15 protein-coding genes are annotated in these 15,494 nt (G+C 70.9%); 9 read left to right on the forward strand and 6 right to left on the reverse strand.

The window, feature by feature from the left end; genetic code table 11:
• From ACFVBH_RS08545 to puuE, 4 genes are read left to right on the forward strand one after another with little or no spacing between them, the layout of a single operon-like run.
• Nucleotides 1–747: an aspartate/glutamate racemase family protein gene (locus ACFVBH_RS08545; RefSeq protein WP_354990103.1), complete on the forward strand. Its 747-nt coding sequence runs from the start codon at nucleotides 1–3 to the stop codon at nucleotides 745–747.
• A complete protein-coding gene (locus ACFVBH_RS08550) occupies nucleotides 744–1,958 on the forward strand; it encodes a DUF6986 family protein (protein WP_379000905.1) in 1,215 nt (404 codons plus the stop codon). Before ACFVBH_RS08545 ends, ACFVBH_RS08550 begins: the two co-directional genes overlap by 4 nt.
• Complete coding sequence (gene alc, locus ACFVBH_RS08555) at nucleotides 1,955–2,998, forward strand: allantoicase (RefSeq protein WP_379000907.1); 1,044 nt, start codon at nucleotides 1,955–1,957, stop codon at nucleotides 2,996–2,998. Before ACFVBH_RS08550 ends, alc begins: the two co-directional genes overlap by 4 nt.
• Nucleotides 2,995–3,912 (forward strand): allantoinase PuuE, encoded by a 918-nt coding sequence (gene puuE / locus ACFVBH_RS08560; RefSeq protein ID WP_379000908.1) that lies wholly within the window; start codon nucleotides 2,995–2,997, stop codon nucleotides 3,910–3,912. Before alc ends, puuE begins: the two co-directional genes overlap by 4 nt.
• Nucleotides 3,913–4,103: 191 nt before the next feature.
• Here the strand turns inward: puuE and ACFVBH_RS08565 are convergent, their stop codons facing one another.
• Both ACFVBH_RS08565 and dapB read right to left on the reverse strand, forming a co-directional pair.
• Entirely contained in the window at nucleotides 4,104–4,553 is a 450-nt protein-coding gene (locus ACFVBH_RS08565) for a hypothetical protein (RefSeq protein WP_354990104.1), read from the reverse strand.
• Nucleotides 4,554–4,615: 62 nt separating this feature from the next.
• The gene (gene dapB / locus ACFVBH_RS08570; RefSeq protein WP_354990105.1) at nucleotides 4,616–5,356 is read right to left on the reverse strand and encodes a 4-hydroxy-tetrahydrodipicolinate reductase; all 741 of its coding nucleotides are present in this window, start codon (nucleotides 5,354–5,356) and stop codon (nucleotides 4,616–4,618) included.
• 195 nt (nucleotides 5,357–5,551) lie between these two features.
• On the opposite strand from dapB, the gene ACFVBH_RS08575 reads away from it, so the two are divergent.
• Nucleotides 5,552–7,117, forward strand: coding sequence for an esterase-like activity of phytase family protein (locus tag ACFVBH_RS08575; protein WP_379000909.1), 1,566 nt, complete (start codon nucleotides 5,552–5,554; stop codon nucleotides 7,115–7,117).
• Between the two features lie 24 nt (nucleotides 7,118–7,141).
• On the opposite strand, the gene ACFVBH_RS08580 is transcribed toward ACFVBH_RS08575, so the two are convergent.
• Nucleotides 7,142–8,257, reverse strand: a complete 1,116-nt coding sequence (locus tag ACFVBH_RS08580; protein WP_354990091.1) for an alcohol dehydrogenase catalytic domain-containing protein — start codon at nucleotides 8,255–8,257, stop codon at nucleotides 7,142–7,144.
• A gap of 97 nt (nucleotides 8,258–8,354) precedes the next feature.
• On the opposite strand from ACFVBH_RS08580, the gene ACFVBH_RS08585 reads away from it, so the two are divergent.
• On the forward strand, nucleotides 8,355–9,017 hold the full coding sequence (locus ACFVBH_RS08585) for a methyltransferase domain-containing protein (RefSeq protein ID WP_354990092.1): 663 nt from the start codon (nucleotides 8,355–8,357) through the stop codon (nucleotides 9,015–9,017).
• Between the two features lie 302 nt (nucleotides 9,018–9,319).
• Here ACFVBH_RS08585 and ACFVBH_RS08590 read toward each other — a convergent pair whose 3' ends face one another.
• A complete protein-coding gene (locus ACFVBH_RS08590; RefSeq protein ID WP_379000910.1) occupies nucleotides 9,320–10,090 on the reverse strand; it encodes a hypothetical protein in 771 nt (256 codons plus the stop codon).
• Nucleotides 10,091–10,379: 289 nt separating this feature from the next.
• On the opposite strand from ACFVBH_RS08590, the gene ACFVBH_RS08595 reads away from it, so the two are divergent.
• Nucleotides 10,380–11,483: a PQQ-dependent sugar dehydrogenase gene (locus tag ACFVBH_RS08595; RefSeq protein ID WP_379000911.1), complete on the forward strand. Its 1,104-nt coding sequence runs from the start codon at nucleotides 10,380–10,382 to the stop codon at nucleotides 11,481–11,483.
• Between the two features lie 102 nt (nucleotides 11,484–11,585).
• Here ACFVBH_RS08595 and ACFVBH_RS08600 read toward each other — a convergent pair whose 3' ends face one another.
• Together ACFVBH_RS08600 and ACFVBH_RS08605 are read right to left on the reverse strand one after the other, a co-directional pair.
• Nucleotides 11,586–13,043, reverse strand: coding sequence for a pentapeptide repeat-containing protein (locus ACFVBH_RS08600; RefSeq protein WP_379000912.1), 1,458 nt, complete (start codon nucleotides 13,041–13,043; stop codon nucleotides 11,586–11,588).
• Nucleotides 13,044–13,261: 218 nt separating this feature from the next.
• The gene (locus ACFVBH_RS08605; protein ID WP_354990096.1) at nucleotides 13,262–14,509 is read right to left on the reverse strand and encodes an MFS transporter; all 1,248 of its coding nucleotides are present in this window, start codon (nucleotides 14,507–14,509) and stop codon (nucleotides 13,262–13,264) included.
• A gap of 93 nt (nucleotides 14,510–14,602) precedes the next feature.
• Between ACFVBH_RS08605 and ACFVBH_RS08610 the strand changes: the two genes are divergently transcribed.
• Complete coding sequence (locus tag ACFVBH_RS08610; protein WP_354990097.1) at nucleotides 14,603–14,944, forward strand: helix-turn-helix domain-containing protein; 342 nt, start codon at nucleotides 14,603–14,605, stop codon at nucleotides 14,942–14,944.
• 31 nt (nucleotides 14,945–14,975) lie between these two features.
• Nucleotides 14,976–15,485 carry a GNAT family N-acetyltransferase gene (locus tag ACFVBH_RS08615; protein WP_354990098.1) on the forward strand — a complete coding sequence of 170 codons (510 nt, stop codon included), beginning with the start codon at nucleotides 14,976–14,978 and terminating at the stop codon, nucleotides 15,483–15,485.
• The last annotated feature ends 9 nt before the right edge of the window (nucleotides 15,486–15,494 follow it).

Here is a 15,494-nt window from a genome sequence, read left to right on the forward strand (position 1 = left end):
ATTCTCATTCGAGTAATCAATCCCAATACCACGGCGGCCATGACAGTCATGGCCGCCGCGGCGGCGCGTGCGGTCGCCGCACCGGGCACCCTGGTCGACGGGGTGCACCCGGCCATGGGCCCGGCCTCGATCGAGAGTCATTACGACGAGGCGCTCGCGGTACCCGGATTGCTCGCGGAGATCGCGCGCGGCGAGGCCGAGGGCGTGGACGGGTACGTCCTGTCGTGTTTCGGCGACCCAGGATTGGACGCGGCCCGGGAACTGGCGCGCGGGCCGGTGATCGGCGTCGCGGAGGCCGCCATGCAGACCGCGAGCCATCTCGGGCGCGGGTTCAGCGTGGTCACCACCCTGGCCCGCACGCGCGGGCGGGCCGCCGAACTGGCCGAACGGTACGGCATGGCACGGTTCTGCCTGGGCATTCACGCGTGCGAGATCCCGGTGCTGGAACTGGAGGATCCCAAGGCGCGCACGGTGATCGCCGACGCGTGCCGCGAAGCGGTGGCGGCGGACGGCTCGGACGCCATCGTGCTGGGCTGTGCGGGCATGGCGGATCTGTGCGAGTACCTGACCCGGGAGACGGGCGTGCCGGTGGTGGACGGGGTCGCGGCGGCGACGCTGACCGTGCAGTCGCTGGTCACCATGGGGCTGCGCAAGTCCGGGCGCGGCGAGTACGCCGCGCCGCTGCCCAAGCGGTATACCGGATTGCTCGCCGAATTCTCCACCGATGACAAGGAGCCGCGCGCGTGAGTTTGCCGTCGTATGTGCTGGGCAATCTCGAAGGCCGCATCCGGGCCCTCGATTCCGAACTGGCACAGCGCTATCCGGGTGATCGGTCCGGCCAGCCCATCCACACCGCGTACGTGAGCGCGGCCGAGGCGGACGCCGGGCTGCCGGGGCAGTGGGGTGCGGCGGCGATCGAGCTGGCCGCCGGGCACGGTGAACTGCTCACCGAACTGGGCGGGGCGCAGGCGCTGGCGCGCACCCTGACGATGCTGGGCGCCAGGCCGATTCAGGATCTGCGGCTGGACTTCGAGGACGGCTACGGCACGCGCGCGGACGAGGTCGAGGACCGGGACGCCCTGCGCGCGGGCGCGGTACTGGCCGCGCTACCGGAACAGGTCCGCTCGCGCGGCATTCGCACCAAGGGGCTCACCCCCGCCGAATGGGGCCGCTCGGTGCGCACGCTGGAGAAGGTGCTGGAGGGCGCGGGCGGGGTGCCGCCCGGATTCGTGTTCACCCTGCCCAAGATTCGCGCGGCCGAACAGGCCGAGGCGGCCGTACTGCTGTGCCAGGCCATGGAATCCGCGCACGGACTGCCCGAGCGGTCCCTGCGATTCGAGCTGCAGATCGAGAGTCCGCAGGCGGTCATCGCCGCCGACGGCACCGCCACGGTGGCCCGGGCCATCGCGCTCTCGGCCGGGCGCTGCACCGGATTGCACTACGGCACCTACGATTACAGCGCCGCCTGCGGTATCGCCCCGCAGTTCCAGTCCCTGGAGCATCCGGTCGCCGACCACGCCAAGGCGGTCATGCAGGCCGCCGCCGCGCAGACCGGGGTGTGGGTGTGCGACGGCTCCACCCAGGTGCTGCCGATCGGCTCCGACGTGCAGGTCCGCGAGGCGCTGGCCCGGCACTACCGGCTGGTCACCCGATCGCTGGAACGGGGCTACTACCAGGGCTGGGACATGGGGGCCGGGCACCTGGTCACGCGCTGGCTGGCGACCATCGCCTTCTATCGGAGCGCGCTCGAGGTGGCCGCGCCCCGGATCGGGCGGTATCTGGAGCGCAGCGGCGGGGCGGTGGTCGACGAACCCGCCACCGCCCAGGCCCTGGCCACGGTCGTGCTGCGCGGACTGGACTGCGGGGCGATCGAGGCCGATGAGGTGACAGCGCTGACCCCGGCGGCCACCGTCGAGGTGCTGCGTCAATTGCGAGAGAGGAAGATTCCGGCGCTATGAGCGAGACTGATTTCACGCTGCTGCCCGATTTGGCGGTGCGCACCCTGGGTGGTGCGGTGGTGTGGGCGAACGACGAGTCGTTCGCGGAGAAGGAAAATCTCGTCCGGGCAACGGAATCGGTGTACGCGCCCGCGACGTTCGGGCACAGGGGGCAGGTGTACGACGGGTGGGAGACCCGGCGGCGGCGCGGCGCGGGCGGTGACGCCCCCGCGAAATCGGACTGCGACACCGCGATCGTGCGGCTGGGCGTGCCGGGGATCATTCACGGGATCGTGGTGGACACCGCGTGGTTCAAGGGCAACTACCCCCCGGAGGCATCGGTGGAAGCCGTTGCAGTGCAGGGCTATCCGTCCACCGCCGAACTGGCCGCGCGCACCGACTGGACCACCATCGTGGAACGCTCCGAGGTGCTCGGTGACGCACGCAATCCGTTCCCGGTCGAATCGTCCCGGCGCTGGACCCACGTGCGCCTGCGCATCTTCCCCGACGGCGGCGTCGCCCGGCTGCGGGTGCACGGCATCGCGACACCCGATCCGCTGCTGCTGGATTCGGGCCCCTTCGACCTGGCGGCGCTCGAGCACGGCGGTCTCGTACAGGACTGCTCGAATCGGTTCTACTCCCATCCGCAGCAACTGCTCATGCCCGGTCCGGCACGCAGCATGGGCGAGGGCTGGGAGACCGCGCGGCGGCGCGACCGCGACAGCAACGACTGGGTGCTGGTGCGCCTGGCCGGGGCGGGTGTGCTCACCCTGGCCGAGATCGACACCTCGTACTTCCTGTACAACAGTCCCGGGGCGGCCGCGCTGACCGGGATCACGGCCGACGGGTCCGAAGTGGAACTGTTGCCGCGCACCGTGCTACAGCCCGACACCCGGCATCGTTTCGCGATCGAGTCGGCGACGCCGGTCACCGCGGTGCGCCTGGACGCCTTCCCCGACGGCGGGCTGGCGCGACTGCGGCTGATCGGGAATCTCACCGCCGACGCGCGAGATCGCCTGCGCGCGCAGTACTTCGCGGACGGACAGGAGGAACGCCGATGAGCGATTTCGATCTCGACTACCCCCGGGACATGGTCGGATACGGCCCGAATCCCCCGCATCCGCACTGGCCCGGCAACGCGCACATCGCGGTGAACTTCGTCCTCAACTACGAGGAGGGCGGGGAGAACAATGTGCTCGACGGCGACGCGGGCTCGGAGACCTTCCTCTCCGATATCGTTCCCGCCCAATCGTTTCCGAATCGGCACCAGTCGATGGAGACGATCTACGAGTACGGGTCCCGGGCGGGGGTCTGGCGGGTGCTGCGGCTGTTCGAGGAGCGGGACATCCCGCTGACCGTCTTCGGGGTGGCCCGCGCGCTCGAGCGCAACCCCGAGGTGGTGGCGGCCTTCACCCGGCTGGGCCACGAGATCGCCTGTCACGGGCTGCGCTGGATCTCGTATCAGATGAGCGATCGCGAGACCGAGCGCGCGCATCTGGCGGAGGCCGTCGCGATCATCACCAAGCTCTTAGGCGCGCCGCCGCGCGGGTGGTACACCGGGCGCGATTCGCCGTACACCCGGGAGTTGATCGTCGAGCACGGCGGCTTCGCCTACGACTCGGACTCCTACGCGGACGACCTGCCCTATTGGGTGCGGGTCGCGGACACCGATCACCTGGTGATTCCGTACACCCTGGAAACCAACGACATGCGGTTCGCCTCCCCCGCGGGCTTCGCCAACGGTGAGGAGTTCTTCGCGTATCTGCGCGACGCCTTCGACGTGCTGTACGCCGAAGGGGTGGCCGGCGCGCCGAAGATGCTGTCGGTCGGGTTGCACTGCCGCATAGTCGGCAAGCCCGCGCGGGCCGCGTCGCTGGCCCGATTCCTGGACTACGTGCGCTCCCACGAGGGCGTGTGGCTGACCCGGCGGATCGACATCGCCGACCATTGGCGCGCCACGCACCCGCCCCGCTGACGGGATCGCCCGCCGCCGCGGGACCCGGGCGGCGGGCACTCGGAATGACGGGAGGACGACGCACCGCGGCGGATCGCCGAGTCGGATCGAGGCCGCGGCGGGTGCTGATCCGGACCGCCGAGCAGCTCCGTGCGCGGTGCCTGGTCAGCGCCGCGCGTGGCGGGCCGTCAGCCCGAAGGGCAAGTATCCGTTCAGGACTGTGCGGCGGTGCGTTCCGCGCGCTCGAGGTCGACCGCGCGGCGCATGATCTCGCGGGCGCGGGTGCGGTCGCCCGCGTAGTCGTAGGCGCGGGCGGCGCGGTAGTTGGTGCGCCAGTTGTCGGGATCGGCCTCGAATTCGGTCTTGACCGTCTCGAAGAGCTGATCGGCGGCGGCGCGTTCGAGCCGGCCGGACGGGCGGCGCGGCAGGTCCGAGACGTCGACCTCGAAGCCTTCCTCGCGGGCGCGCCGGGCCAGGCGCTGGTGATCCCAGGCCGCGCGCAGCGTGGAGGACAGCGCCCACAGGCCGACGAACGGCAGGATCAGGATGCCGACGCCGACGACCCGGAAGATCACCCCGCTGTACTGCTCGTCGTCGGTGGTCAGCAGGAAGATCGCACGGTGGCCCAGGCTCAGGAAGTAGAAGACCAGCACCAGGGCCATGACCCCGATGAACGCGACGACCTTGAGGACGTCGCGATTGACTTTCTTCGGGTCGGCGGCGCTCACAGGTCGAGCAGCGGATCGATGCCCACCGTCAGACCGGGCAGCAGCGGGATCTTGCGCACGCCGAGCAGCACGCCGGGCACGAACGAGGTGCGGTCCATGGAGTCGTGGCGAATGGTCAGGGTCTCGCCCTGGGTGCCGAACAGCACCTCCTGGTGCGCGACCAGACCGGCCAGGCGGACCGAGTGCACGCGCACGCCGTCCACGTCCGCGCCGCGCGCGCCCTCGAGTTCCTGGCTGGTGGCGTCGGGGCTGCGGCCGACCCCGGCCTTCTCCCGGGCCGCGGCGATGATGCCGGCGGTGCGGAAGGCGGTGCCCGAGGGCGCGTCGGCCTTGTTGGGGTGATGCAGTTCGATGACCTCGACCGAGTCGAACCAGCGGGCGGCCTGTTCGGCGAAGCGCATGGACAGCACCGCGCCGATCGCGAAGTTGGGGGCGATGAGCACGCCGGTCTCCGGCTTGCCCGCGAGCCAGCCGCGCACCTGCTCGAGGCGGTCGGCGTCGAAGCCGGTGGTGCCGACCACGGCGTGAATGCCGTTCTCCACCAGGAACTTCAGGTTCGGCATCACCACGTCGGGGTGGGTGAAGTCGACGACGACCTGGGTGCCGGATTCGACGAAGGCTTCGAGCGCGTCGTCCTTGTCCACCTGGGCCACGAGCTCCAGATCGGCGGCCGCCTCGACACCGGCGCAGATAGCCTGCCCGACCTTGCCGCGCGCCCCGAGCACACCCACCCGGATCCGGTTCGTGGTCACCTGGTCTCCTCTACGCCTACATCGCCTGCGCACCCGCACGGGTGCCGATCGAGCCTATCCTCCCGGCGTCCGGCGCGGTCGGACCCCCTTGACCCGCATGACCGGTGTCACTCCCGGGGTGCGGGCAAATGTTCAGCGCGCGGTCAACTGGCGGACGATTCGGCGCGATAGGCATCGCTGGTGAGAATTCGCCGCAATACCCGTACCGCGCTCGTGGCAGCCGCCGTGTGCGCCGCCGCCGTCACCGCCGGCTGCTCCGCCGACGCCGGGGCCGACTTCACCGCCGCCAAGGATCAGCCGCTGGTGATCTCCCTGGACGAGCTGCTCGGCAAGACCGGCGGCAGCGCGGCCGTCGCGCTCGCCGATCCGCAGCACGGCAGCCTGACCCGCCGCATCGACGGCGCGCTGGTCTACACCCCGGCCGCCGGGTACACCGGCAGCGACAGCATCACCGTCACCACCACCGACGCGGTGCGGTTGTTCACCACCGATGTCAAGCCGCTGGGCGAGTTCGGCGGGGTCACCGTGCAGGGCAGCGCCTTCGGCTCGGCGTTCGTCCCGGTGCCCGGATCCACGGACGAGTTCTACGGGCTCACCGATCGCGGGCCGAACGTGGACGGCAAGGGCAAGAACGAGAAGCTGGCCGTCACACCGGATTTCACGCCGACCATCGCCAAGCTGAAGCTGTCGGGCACCCGGGCCACGGTGGAATCGACCATCCCGCTGAAGAATCCGGCCGGGCAGCCCTTCAACGGGCTGGTCGATCTGTCCGCCGACACCGGCGAGACCATGCGCGACCTGAACGGCAACGTGCTCGCGCCCACCGATCACGGCATCGACAGCGAGGGCCTGGTCGCGCTCGCCGACGGCACCTTCTGGGTCTCGGACGAATACGGGCCGTTCCTGGTGCATTTCGACGCCAAGGGCGTGGAGCTGGAGCGGCTGTCGCCGGGCCGCGGGCTGCCCGGGGAGTTGTCGCTGCGCACGCCCAATCAGGGCATGGAGGGCCTGACCGTCACCCCCGACGGCAGCACCCTGGTCGGCGTCGTGCAGAGCGGGCTCACCACGCCCGGCCTGACCTCCGCGCGTGAGGTGCCGATGACCCGCATCGTCACCGTGGACCTGAAGACCAAGGCGGTCAAGGAATTCGTGTACCCGCTGCATGATCCGAAGGAGAAGCTGGCGGTCTCGGAGATCACCGCGCTGAGCAACACCACCTTCCTGGTCGACGAGCGCGACGGCAACAAGGCGCCCAAGGCGAACAAGAAGCTGTGGACCATCGACATCAGCGGCGCCACCGATGTCGGGCCGGACTCGAAGGTGCCGGGGGCGCAGTACGATCCGGCGCGGGGACTGCTCGTCGAGGGTAAGGCGCTCGAGACCTACGTGGGCGCGGTGCCGACCGCGGACGGGATCACCGCGTTGCAGAAGGCAGGCATCACCGCCGTGGCCAAGAAGTCGAATCTCGATCTGTCGGCGCTGGTTTCGGGGTTGAACCCGGACGGCAAGTTCTTCGGGCACGACAAGGTCGAGGGCGTGGCCACCACCGACGGCGGCAAGACGCTGTACATCGCCAACGACAGCGACTTCGGGCTGGAGGGCGCGACCGGGGAGCAGCCGCCGTTCAAGCTCAAGGCCAAGACGCTGCCCAACGGCGTGCAGGACTCGGGTGAGATCCTGCTGGTGGACACCACCAAGCTGCCCGCGCAGACCCGGACCGCGACCATCAGCATCGACGTGCGCTGATCGCGGTCCGGAATCTGTTGCGGCTCAGTCGAACATGATGACCTGGCGCAGGGCATGGCCCGCCGCCAGGTCGTCCATGGCCTGATTGATGTCCTCCAGGCGAATGCGCGCGGAGATCAGCCGCTCCACCGGGAGCTTGCCCTCGCGCCACATGCGCACGTACTCCGGGATGTCGCGGTCGGGCACCGCCGAGCCCAGGTAGCTGCCGATGATCGAGCGGCCCTGGGCCACCAGCGCCAGCGGGGAGATGCTCGCGCGGGCGTCGGGGGCGGGCAGGCCGACCGTGACCGTGGTGCCGCCGGGCGCGGTCGCGTTCACCGCGGTCTCGAAGGCCCGCACATTGCCCGCGGCCTCGATCACGATCTCGGCCTGAATGCCCTGCTCGGCGACCTCGGCCGGGGTGTAGGACTCGCTCGCGCCCAGTTCCAGGGCGGCCTTGAGCTTGTCGCCGACGGTGTCCACGGCGATGACCTCGCGGCCGGTGCCCTCGCGCAGCGCGGCTGCCACCAGGACGGCGGCCATGCCGACGCCGCCGAGACCCACGACCATGATGCGGTCCGCCGGGCCGGGCTTCGCCGAATTCAGCAGCGCCCCACCGCCGGTCAGCACCGCGCAGCCGAGCACCGCGGCGACGTCGGCGGGCACGTCGTCGTCCACCGGCACCACCGAGCGGCGATCGACGACGGCGTGCGTGGCGAAACCCGAGACACCCAGGTGGTGGTGCACCGCCTCTCCGTCGCGCAGCAGGCGGCGGCCGCCGCCGAGCAGTTCCCCGGCGTTGTTGGACATGCTGCCCGGCAGGCACGGCGTGCGGCCCTCGCTCATGCAGCCCGAGCATTCCCCGCAGCGCGGCAGGAAGGTCATGACCACGCGCTGGCCGACCGCGATGTCGCCGTCCGGATCGCCCACCGCCTCCACCCGGCCCGCGGCCTCGTGCCCGAGCAGCATGGGCACGGGCCGGACCCGGTTGCCGTCCACCACGGACAGATCCGAATGGCAGAGCCCGGCGGCCTCGATGCGCACCAGCAGTTCGCCGGGGCCGGGATCACCCAGGTCGAGTTCGCTCACGCTGATCGGCTTCGACTTCGCAAAGGGCGCAGCCTGCCCGATTCGTTCCAGTACGGCACCACGAATCCTCATGCGCCAGACGCTACTCCACGGGCCCGCCGGTGCGCAGGGCCGTGAACCTTCCCAGACAGTTGAAAATCTGCTTCGATGGGACCGGATAGGAGCACCCATGAACAGCACGTCCCACACCGCGGGCAATCGCGGCCTCAACAGCGTGGTGACCCGGTTCTTCGGCAACGTCGCCCGCGCCTACGACACCGCGGCCCTGCAGCGCGCGGTCTACCTGCCGCCGCAGGATCAGGTGATCGCCGAACTGCGGGCGGCCCGATCCCGGCGGATCGCCGATATCGGTTGCGGCACCGGCATTCTCACCGCGCGTATCGCCCGCGAACTGAAGCCCGAGGTCGTGTACGGCGTGGACGCCTCCACCGGCATGCTCGCCCAGGGCCGGGCCCGCTCGGCCGCGGTGCACTGGCGCAATGCCGCGGCGGAGAAGCTGCCGCTGGGGGCCGGCGAGCTCGACGCGATCGTGTCCACCAGCGCATTCCACTTCTTCGATCACCCGGTGGCGCTGCGCGAGTTCGCGCGGGTGCTGGTTCCCGGCGGCCTGGTCGCGATCGCCACCATGCACCCCTCCGCGCCGACCGTGCGACCCATCCAGCGCCTGACCCGGAGCCCGCGTTTCCCCGCGCACGCGCCCTCGCCCCGCGAGACCCGGAAGTTGCTGTCGGACGCCGGTTTCGAGGTCGTCGACCAGCGCAAGGTGAGCCGGCCGGTGCCGGAGTGGCTGATCCCGGACGTGATCACGGTGGGGCGGCTGCGGGCGGAGTGAGGTCGCCCGGAACGCCGGGGTGCGCCGCCCGACCGCAGGGCTGAGTGAGATCTCCCGGGACACCAGAACACGCACCGCTCGGCCGCCCGACCGCAAGGCGGAGCGAGGTCACCCGGGACACCAGAACACACGCCGCTCGGCCGCCCGACCGCAAGGCGGAGCGAGGTCACCCGGGACACCAGAACACACGCCGCTCGGCCGCCCGACCGCAAGGCGGAGCGAGATCTCTCGGAAGACCGGAACGCGCCGCCCGGCCGCGGGGCGGGGCGGGGCCAGACCCCGATCGCCGGGACACGCGCCGGTCAGTGGCCCGGTTTGTCCGAGCCGCGGAAGCAGACGGTCATGCGGCGCTTGTCCCAGACGACCCAGACCGCGCCCTGGTCGTCGCGGGGGCAGGCCGCGCCGCTGGTGGTGTCGGTCAGTACGGCGGTGACCCGCACGACATTGGCTCCGCGACTGCCGCAGGCCACCTTGGCGGGCTCGTCCATGTCGGCGGTGTCGTAGCAGAAGCCGACGCGCCAGTCGAAGGCCAGGCACAGGCGGTAGATCAGATTGCCGGAACGGTCGCGGCGGCTGGACTCGAGTTTGTAGAGCGGGTCGGTGCACTCGCCCGGACCGGTCTGCAGCACACGGTAGTTCGCGTCCACCGTGTTGCAGTCCGCCTGCACGGGACTGCCTGGCTGCCAGGCGGTGCGGCCCTGCGCGTCGGTCGTGCGCTCCATCGGCACCTCGACGCAGTCGCCGGGCTTCAGCAGTGACATGGGATCGGGGGCAACGGGTTTCGTGCTCGTCGGCGTGGTGACGACGGCGGCGGGAATCAGTCCGGGCGCGGCGGGCACGGCCGTCCCGGCGACGGTGTCACCGGTCGGCGGCCCGAGCACCGGTATCAGCGTGCCGATCAACACCGCCCACCCCAGCACCGCCATGGCCGGCGCGAGCACCCGCGCCACGAACGCGGCCCGCCCGGGCGGGGAATTCCCCCGCACCCGTCGCACTCTCGCGATCGCCAACCCTCCCCCGACGGCGGCCGCGCACAGCAGCGCCACCGCCGTGCCGATCAGCACAGATTGCACGTCCGAAACTCCCCACCCCACACGTGGAATCGCCTACAATTCCCAACCCGCTGCGCCTGCAAGCTATCGCACCCACCCGAGCCCGGGCAATGTGACGAACACCGAACCCCCACCCACGGAGCATGATTCGCCGTTCGGCCCAACACCCGCCGGGGCGACGGCATGGTGAACTCCCCGGCCCCGTTGAGGTGTACGCGGACGAGCTCGCGGGCCGGGCCGGGTGTGGCGAACACGGGGCAGGGACGCACTGGGAGCGGCGCTCGCGGGGGTTTTCGCGCAGGATGGGGGTATGGGTGCCGTTCCCGTTCGACTCGTGACCGGAATGCTGCTGCTTGTCGTGGCCGTGGGCTGCGGGGACGGGGCGGATCCTCCGCCGGGCGGGACGGCGGCGACCACCGCGGCGACCACCGCGGGCAGTGTGGCGAACGGGACGGTGGACCTCGGGGCGGGGCAGGAGATCGCGCAGGGGCTGGACACGCCTTGGGGGATCGTGTTTCTGCCCGACGGGGGTGCGCTGGTGAGCGAGCGGGACAGCGGGCGGATCGTGCGGGTGGGCGCGGGGGCGGCGGAACAGGTCTATCTCGTGCCGGGGGTGGAAGCGTCGGGTGAGGGCGGGCTGATGGGGCTGGCGCTCTCGCCGGGGTATGCGCGCGACGGGTATGTGTACGCGTATTTCACGGGCGCGCAGGACAATCGCATCGTCCGATTCCGGCTCGACGGGGAGCCGGAGGTCATCTTCAGCGGAATCACCAAGGCCGCCAACCACAATGGCGGGCGCATCGCCTTCGGGCCGGACGGCATGTTGTACGCCGGCACGGGGGACGCGGGCGAGGCCGAGCGATCCCAGGACGCCGGGAACCCGGACGGGAAGATCCTGCGCCTGACCCCGGAGGGCGCGCCCGCACCGGGGAACCCGATCGACGGATCGCCGGTCTACAGCCTCGGGCATCGCAACGTGCAGGGGCTGGCGTGGGACCGGGACGGGCGGCTGTTCGCGGCCGAGTTCGGGCGCAACGCCTTCGACGAGATCAACCTCATCGAGCCCGGGCGCAACTACGGGTGGCCCGAGGTCGAAGGGCGGGGCGACACCCGCGGCGGGCGGTTCACCGACCCGGTGACGGTGTGGAAGCCCGCCGACGCCTCGCCGTCGGGGATCGCCATCGCCGGGGACACCCTGTACGTGGCCGCCTTGCGCGGGGAGCGGTTGTGGACGGTCCCGCTGCGGGACGGCACGGCCGGGGAACCGAGCGCCCGGTTCGAGGACCGCTACGGGCGGCTGCGCGCGGTGGCGGTCGCACCCGACGGCGCCCTCTGGGTGGGCACCTCCAACCGCGACGGCCGGGGTGACGCGCGCACCGGCGACGACCGCCTGCTGCGGTTCCCCGCCCGCTGATTCGGCCGCCCGTACCAGGCGCGCCGGGCAGCGGGTCGGAACCCGGATCACGCTCCCCCGGCGCCGAGTTCGACTCGGACCGTCTCCGGGCACCCGCCCCGATCAGCCCGCGGAATCCGCGCCCGCCTTCTCCTTGACCGCGTCCTTGCCCGATGTCACCGCGGGCGGGGTGTCCGCGAGCGGCGGGGGCCACTGCTCCGGGCGAACGTTGGCCGGTTTCGCACCGGGTGTGCCCGCCCAGTCGACCTGCACCCCGACCCACGCCTTCGGCCGTTCGAAACTGATGTCGCGGGCCTCGAACACCGCGCGGCGGAAGGAGATCTCGCCGAAGAAGTCACCGCCGTTGAAAACCACCGCGCGCCCGCCCAGCACGGCGTCGGCGAAGGAGATCTTGCCGTGCAGCTCGGCCCGCGCGAAGGACACCTCGCGGGTGCGACCGGCCCGGAACCTGGTCTTGGCCCCCAGCTGCGCGCAGTCGAACGCGGTCGCCTCGGCGAAGAACCGGGTTGCGATGAAACTCGTTCGGGCCCCGGTGAATTCGGCGCTGGTGAAGGTCACCCGATCGCCGTCGAACATGGCGCGCTCGAACGAGGTCAGGTCGGCGGCGAAGCGCGCACCGGCGAATCCGGTGCGCTCCCCCGCGAATCTGGCCCGGGTGAACGCGGTCCGCCCGCCGCCGAACACCGCGTTGTCGAAGGTGACCGAACCGCCGAAGGTGGCGTCGATGAACGTCGTGCCCGCGCTGTCCCGTTCGGCGGCCGCGATATGGGTGTGCGCGAAACGCGCGTGCTCGAACGTGGTCTCGGACCCGCGGAACATGGCCCCGCGGAAGGTGACCCGTGCGCCCAGGAACCGCGCCCGTTCGAAACTGGTGACCCGCGAGCCGGTGAAGCCGGCGTTGCTGAACCGCGTGCTGCGGCCCGCGAAGACCGCGTCGGAGAAGTCGGCGTTCTCGAAGGTGGCGTCAGAGAAATCGAAATCGCAGGTGGACCACGAGGTTTGGGCCGTGCGCCGAAGTCGGTCGGCGATCACGCGCACGATCGTCTCGCGCACCTGGCGATCGTTCTGGCGGAAGTGGTAGACCCGCTCCACCGCGGTCCCGGAATCCTCGATGCGCTGGGACTTGGACACCAGGTGGCTGACGCCCTCGTCCGGCGCGTACGGCAGGCGCAGATACCCGCACAGCACGTCCACGCACTGCTGCCGCCGGCCGACCGCGGAGAATTCGTCGGCCACCCCGGCCATCGCGTACACCCCGGCGATGCGAACGGCCACATCGGAATCGCCCAGTTGCTTGGCCGCGGCGCCGAACAGATCGGCGAAGCGCCCGCGCTCGAGATCACGCTGACGCCGGTAGGCCACCACCAGCGCCACCGCGCCGCCGATGCCCGCCGCCAGCGCCAGGGCGATCTTGGTGAGTTCCAACCGGCTCGGGGTTTCGGCCTGCGCCCCGAGCAGACGCCACAGCAGCCACCACGTGACGCCGAGCAGCGCGAGGGTGCCGAGCACCGCGGCCAGCACCGAGAACAACAGCGCCGATCGATTCACCGTCCGGCTCAACGACCCACCGAACCTCGCCCACCACCGCATAGCGGAAGGATAGCGATCGGTCCCGCGAAACGCACAGCATGGCCCGATATGCGATCTCGGGCAGTATGTTTCGCGCTGGAACCGCAGGTCCGGGCCGCAGGCGGCGACGCCGGACGAGCGGATCCCACCGGGCCGTGCTGCGCGAACGCCGAGCCCCGCACACGGCTCCGGCGGGCACGATCGGCCCGCTAAGGCAACTGCGGTTCGGTGACCTCGGCGGCGACCGGAACGGTCTCCACCTGCCGCCGCAGCCCGAGCCCGGCCGCACCGAGGCAGGCCACGGCCACCGCGCCCACGAACCACGGGAAGATGTTCTCGATGCCCCAGGTGGTCGCCGCCCAGCCCGCGAGCACCGTCGGCAGCGCCATGGCGGAGTAGGCGAGCAGGTAGTAGGCGGACATGGTCTCGCCCCGCTTGTGCTGCGGCACAACGTTGGACAGGTGCCGCAGCGAACCGCCGAAGCCGAGTCCGAAGGTCGCGCCCAGGGCGAACCCGGCCAGCAGCACCAGGCCCCAGCGGCCGGTGGCCAGCGCGGGAATGGTCAGCACCAGCGCGATCGCCATGCCGATGTCACCGGCGATCGCGGCGCGCCGCGCGGGAATGTCGGTCGCGAACAACTGCGTGATCGCACCGGCCAGCGCCGTGGAGGCCACGACCGCGCCACCGAAGACCAGGTTGTGGATGCCGGTCTGGGCCGCGGCCAGCGAGGGATACAGCGACAGCAGCACCCCGAGCACCGACCAGGCGGCCATGACGCCGAGCGCGGAGAACCAGAAGTCCCCGCGGATCTCCTGCGGCACGGCCGGTTTGGCGATGCGGATGCGGCCGTTGGTGCGCGCGGTGTGCGGCTCGCGCAGCAGCAGCACGCCCGCGGCGATGACCAGGCAGACCAGGGTGATGATGACGTACGGGGTGCGCAGCGGGTGCGGGGCGTACTGCGCGAGCAGCGCCGAGCCCAGAATCGCCACGGCCATACCGACATTGAATGCGACCCCGGAGAGCTGGCCCGAGCGCGCGCCGCGCTGGGGCCGCAGATCCAGCAGCGCGGCCGCCCCGGCCACCACGATCGCGCCGACCGCGGTGCCGTGCAGGGCGCGGGCCACCAGCAGCATGGCCACGTTGTCCGCGAGCAGGAAGACGACCAAACCCGCGATCATGATGCCGAAAGCGCCGAGCAGCACGGGCTTTCGGCCGACCACGTCGGAGATGCGGCCCGAGACCAGGACCGCGGCCAGCGCGGCCACGGCGTACACCGCGAAGACGAAGGTCGTGGTCAGCGGGGAGAAATGCCACTCCTGCTGATACAGCCCGTAGAGCGGAGCGGGCGCGCCGGATACCCCGAGCGCGACGCCGCTGGCGGCCAGCACCAGCGCGTACGCCCACGTCTGACTGCCCTGCGTGTCGACCCGGCCCGGGTGCGTCACTGACGCTGCCATCGAAGCCTCCATCAGGTAAGTTTGATAATGATCGAACCTGACGCTACTCCTGGTTCGATCGTCGTCAAACCCGATATTCGAGTGAGGTAGCTCATGGCAGACATCGAAGCGCTGCACTACGAGTCCCCCCTGCCCGCCGTCCTGCCGGTGGCGCCGCTGCCGGCCGTGCTGGGCGCGCTCCAGGATCCGGTGCGCCTGGAAATGCTGCGCCGGCTGGGCAACGCGGGCGGGCCGCTGCGCTGCTCGGCCCTGTACGAGACCATCGGCAAGTCGACCGCCGCCCACCACTTCAAGATCCTGCGCGAGGCCGGGCTCACCGAACGGGTGATGATCGACGGCCAGACCTGCCAGCGCCTGCGGTTCGACGACGTCGACGCCGCGCTGCCGGGATTGCTGTCCGCCGTGCTGGGGGCGGCGAACCGGGTATCGGAGTGAATCCGCCGCCCGGGTGCGCTAGTTTCGAAAAATGCGCATTCGTGCGGCGAGATTCGACGACCTCCCCACCCTTCAGAACATCGAGGCCGCGGCCGGAGAACCCTTCCGGACCGTAGGCATGACGGAGATCGCGGAGGATGATCCGCCCACCATCGAAATGCTGGAGGAACACCGCCGCGCGGGGCGCGCCTGGGTGGCCGTGGACGACGACAGCGACACCCCGATCGCCTACCTCATCAGCGAGGAAGTGGACGAGACCGAGCACATCGGCCAGGTGTCGGTGCATCCGGACGCCGCGCACCGGGGCATCGGCCGCGAGCTCATCGAACACGCGGGCCGGTTCGCGCGCGAAGCGGGCCTGGGCGCGCTGACGCTCACCACGTTCGTCGAAGTGCCTTGGAACGCACCGTATTACGAACGGCTGGGCTTCCAGATCATCGAAGATTCGGACCTGACCCCCGGGCTCAGCAAGATCCGCAAGGGCGAGGCCGAGTACGGCCTGGATCGCTGGCCGCGCACGGTGATGCGCCGCGATCTCTGAGCCGCCACG

Origin of the sequence: Nocardia sp. NPDC057668, assembly GCF_042799795.1 — a bacterium.
Classification (GTDB): Bacteria; Actinomycetota; Actinomycetes; order Mycobacteriales; family Mycobacteriaceae; genus Nocardia.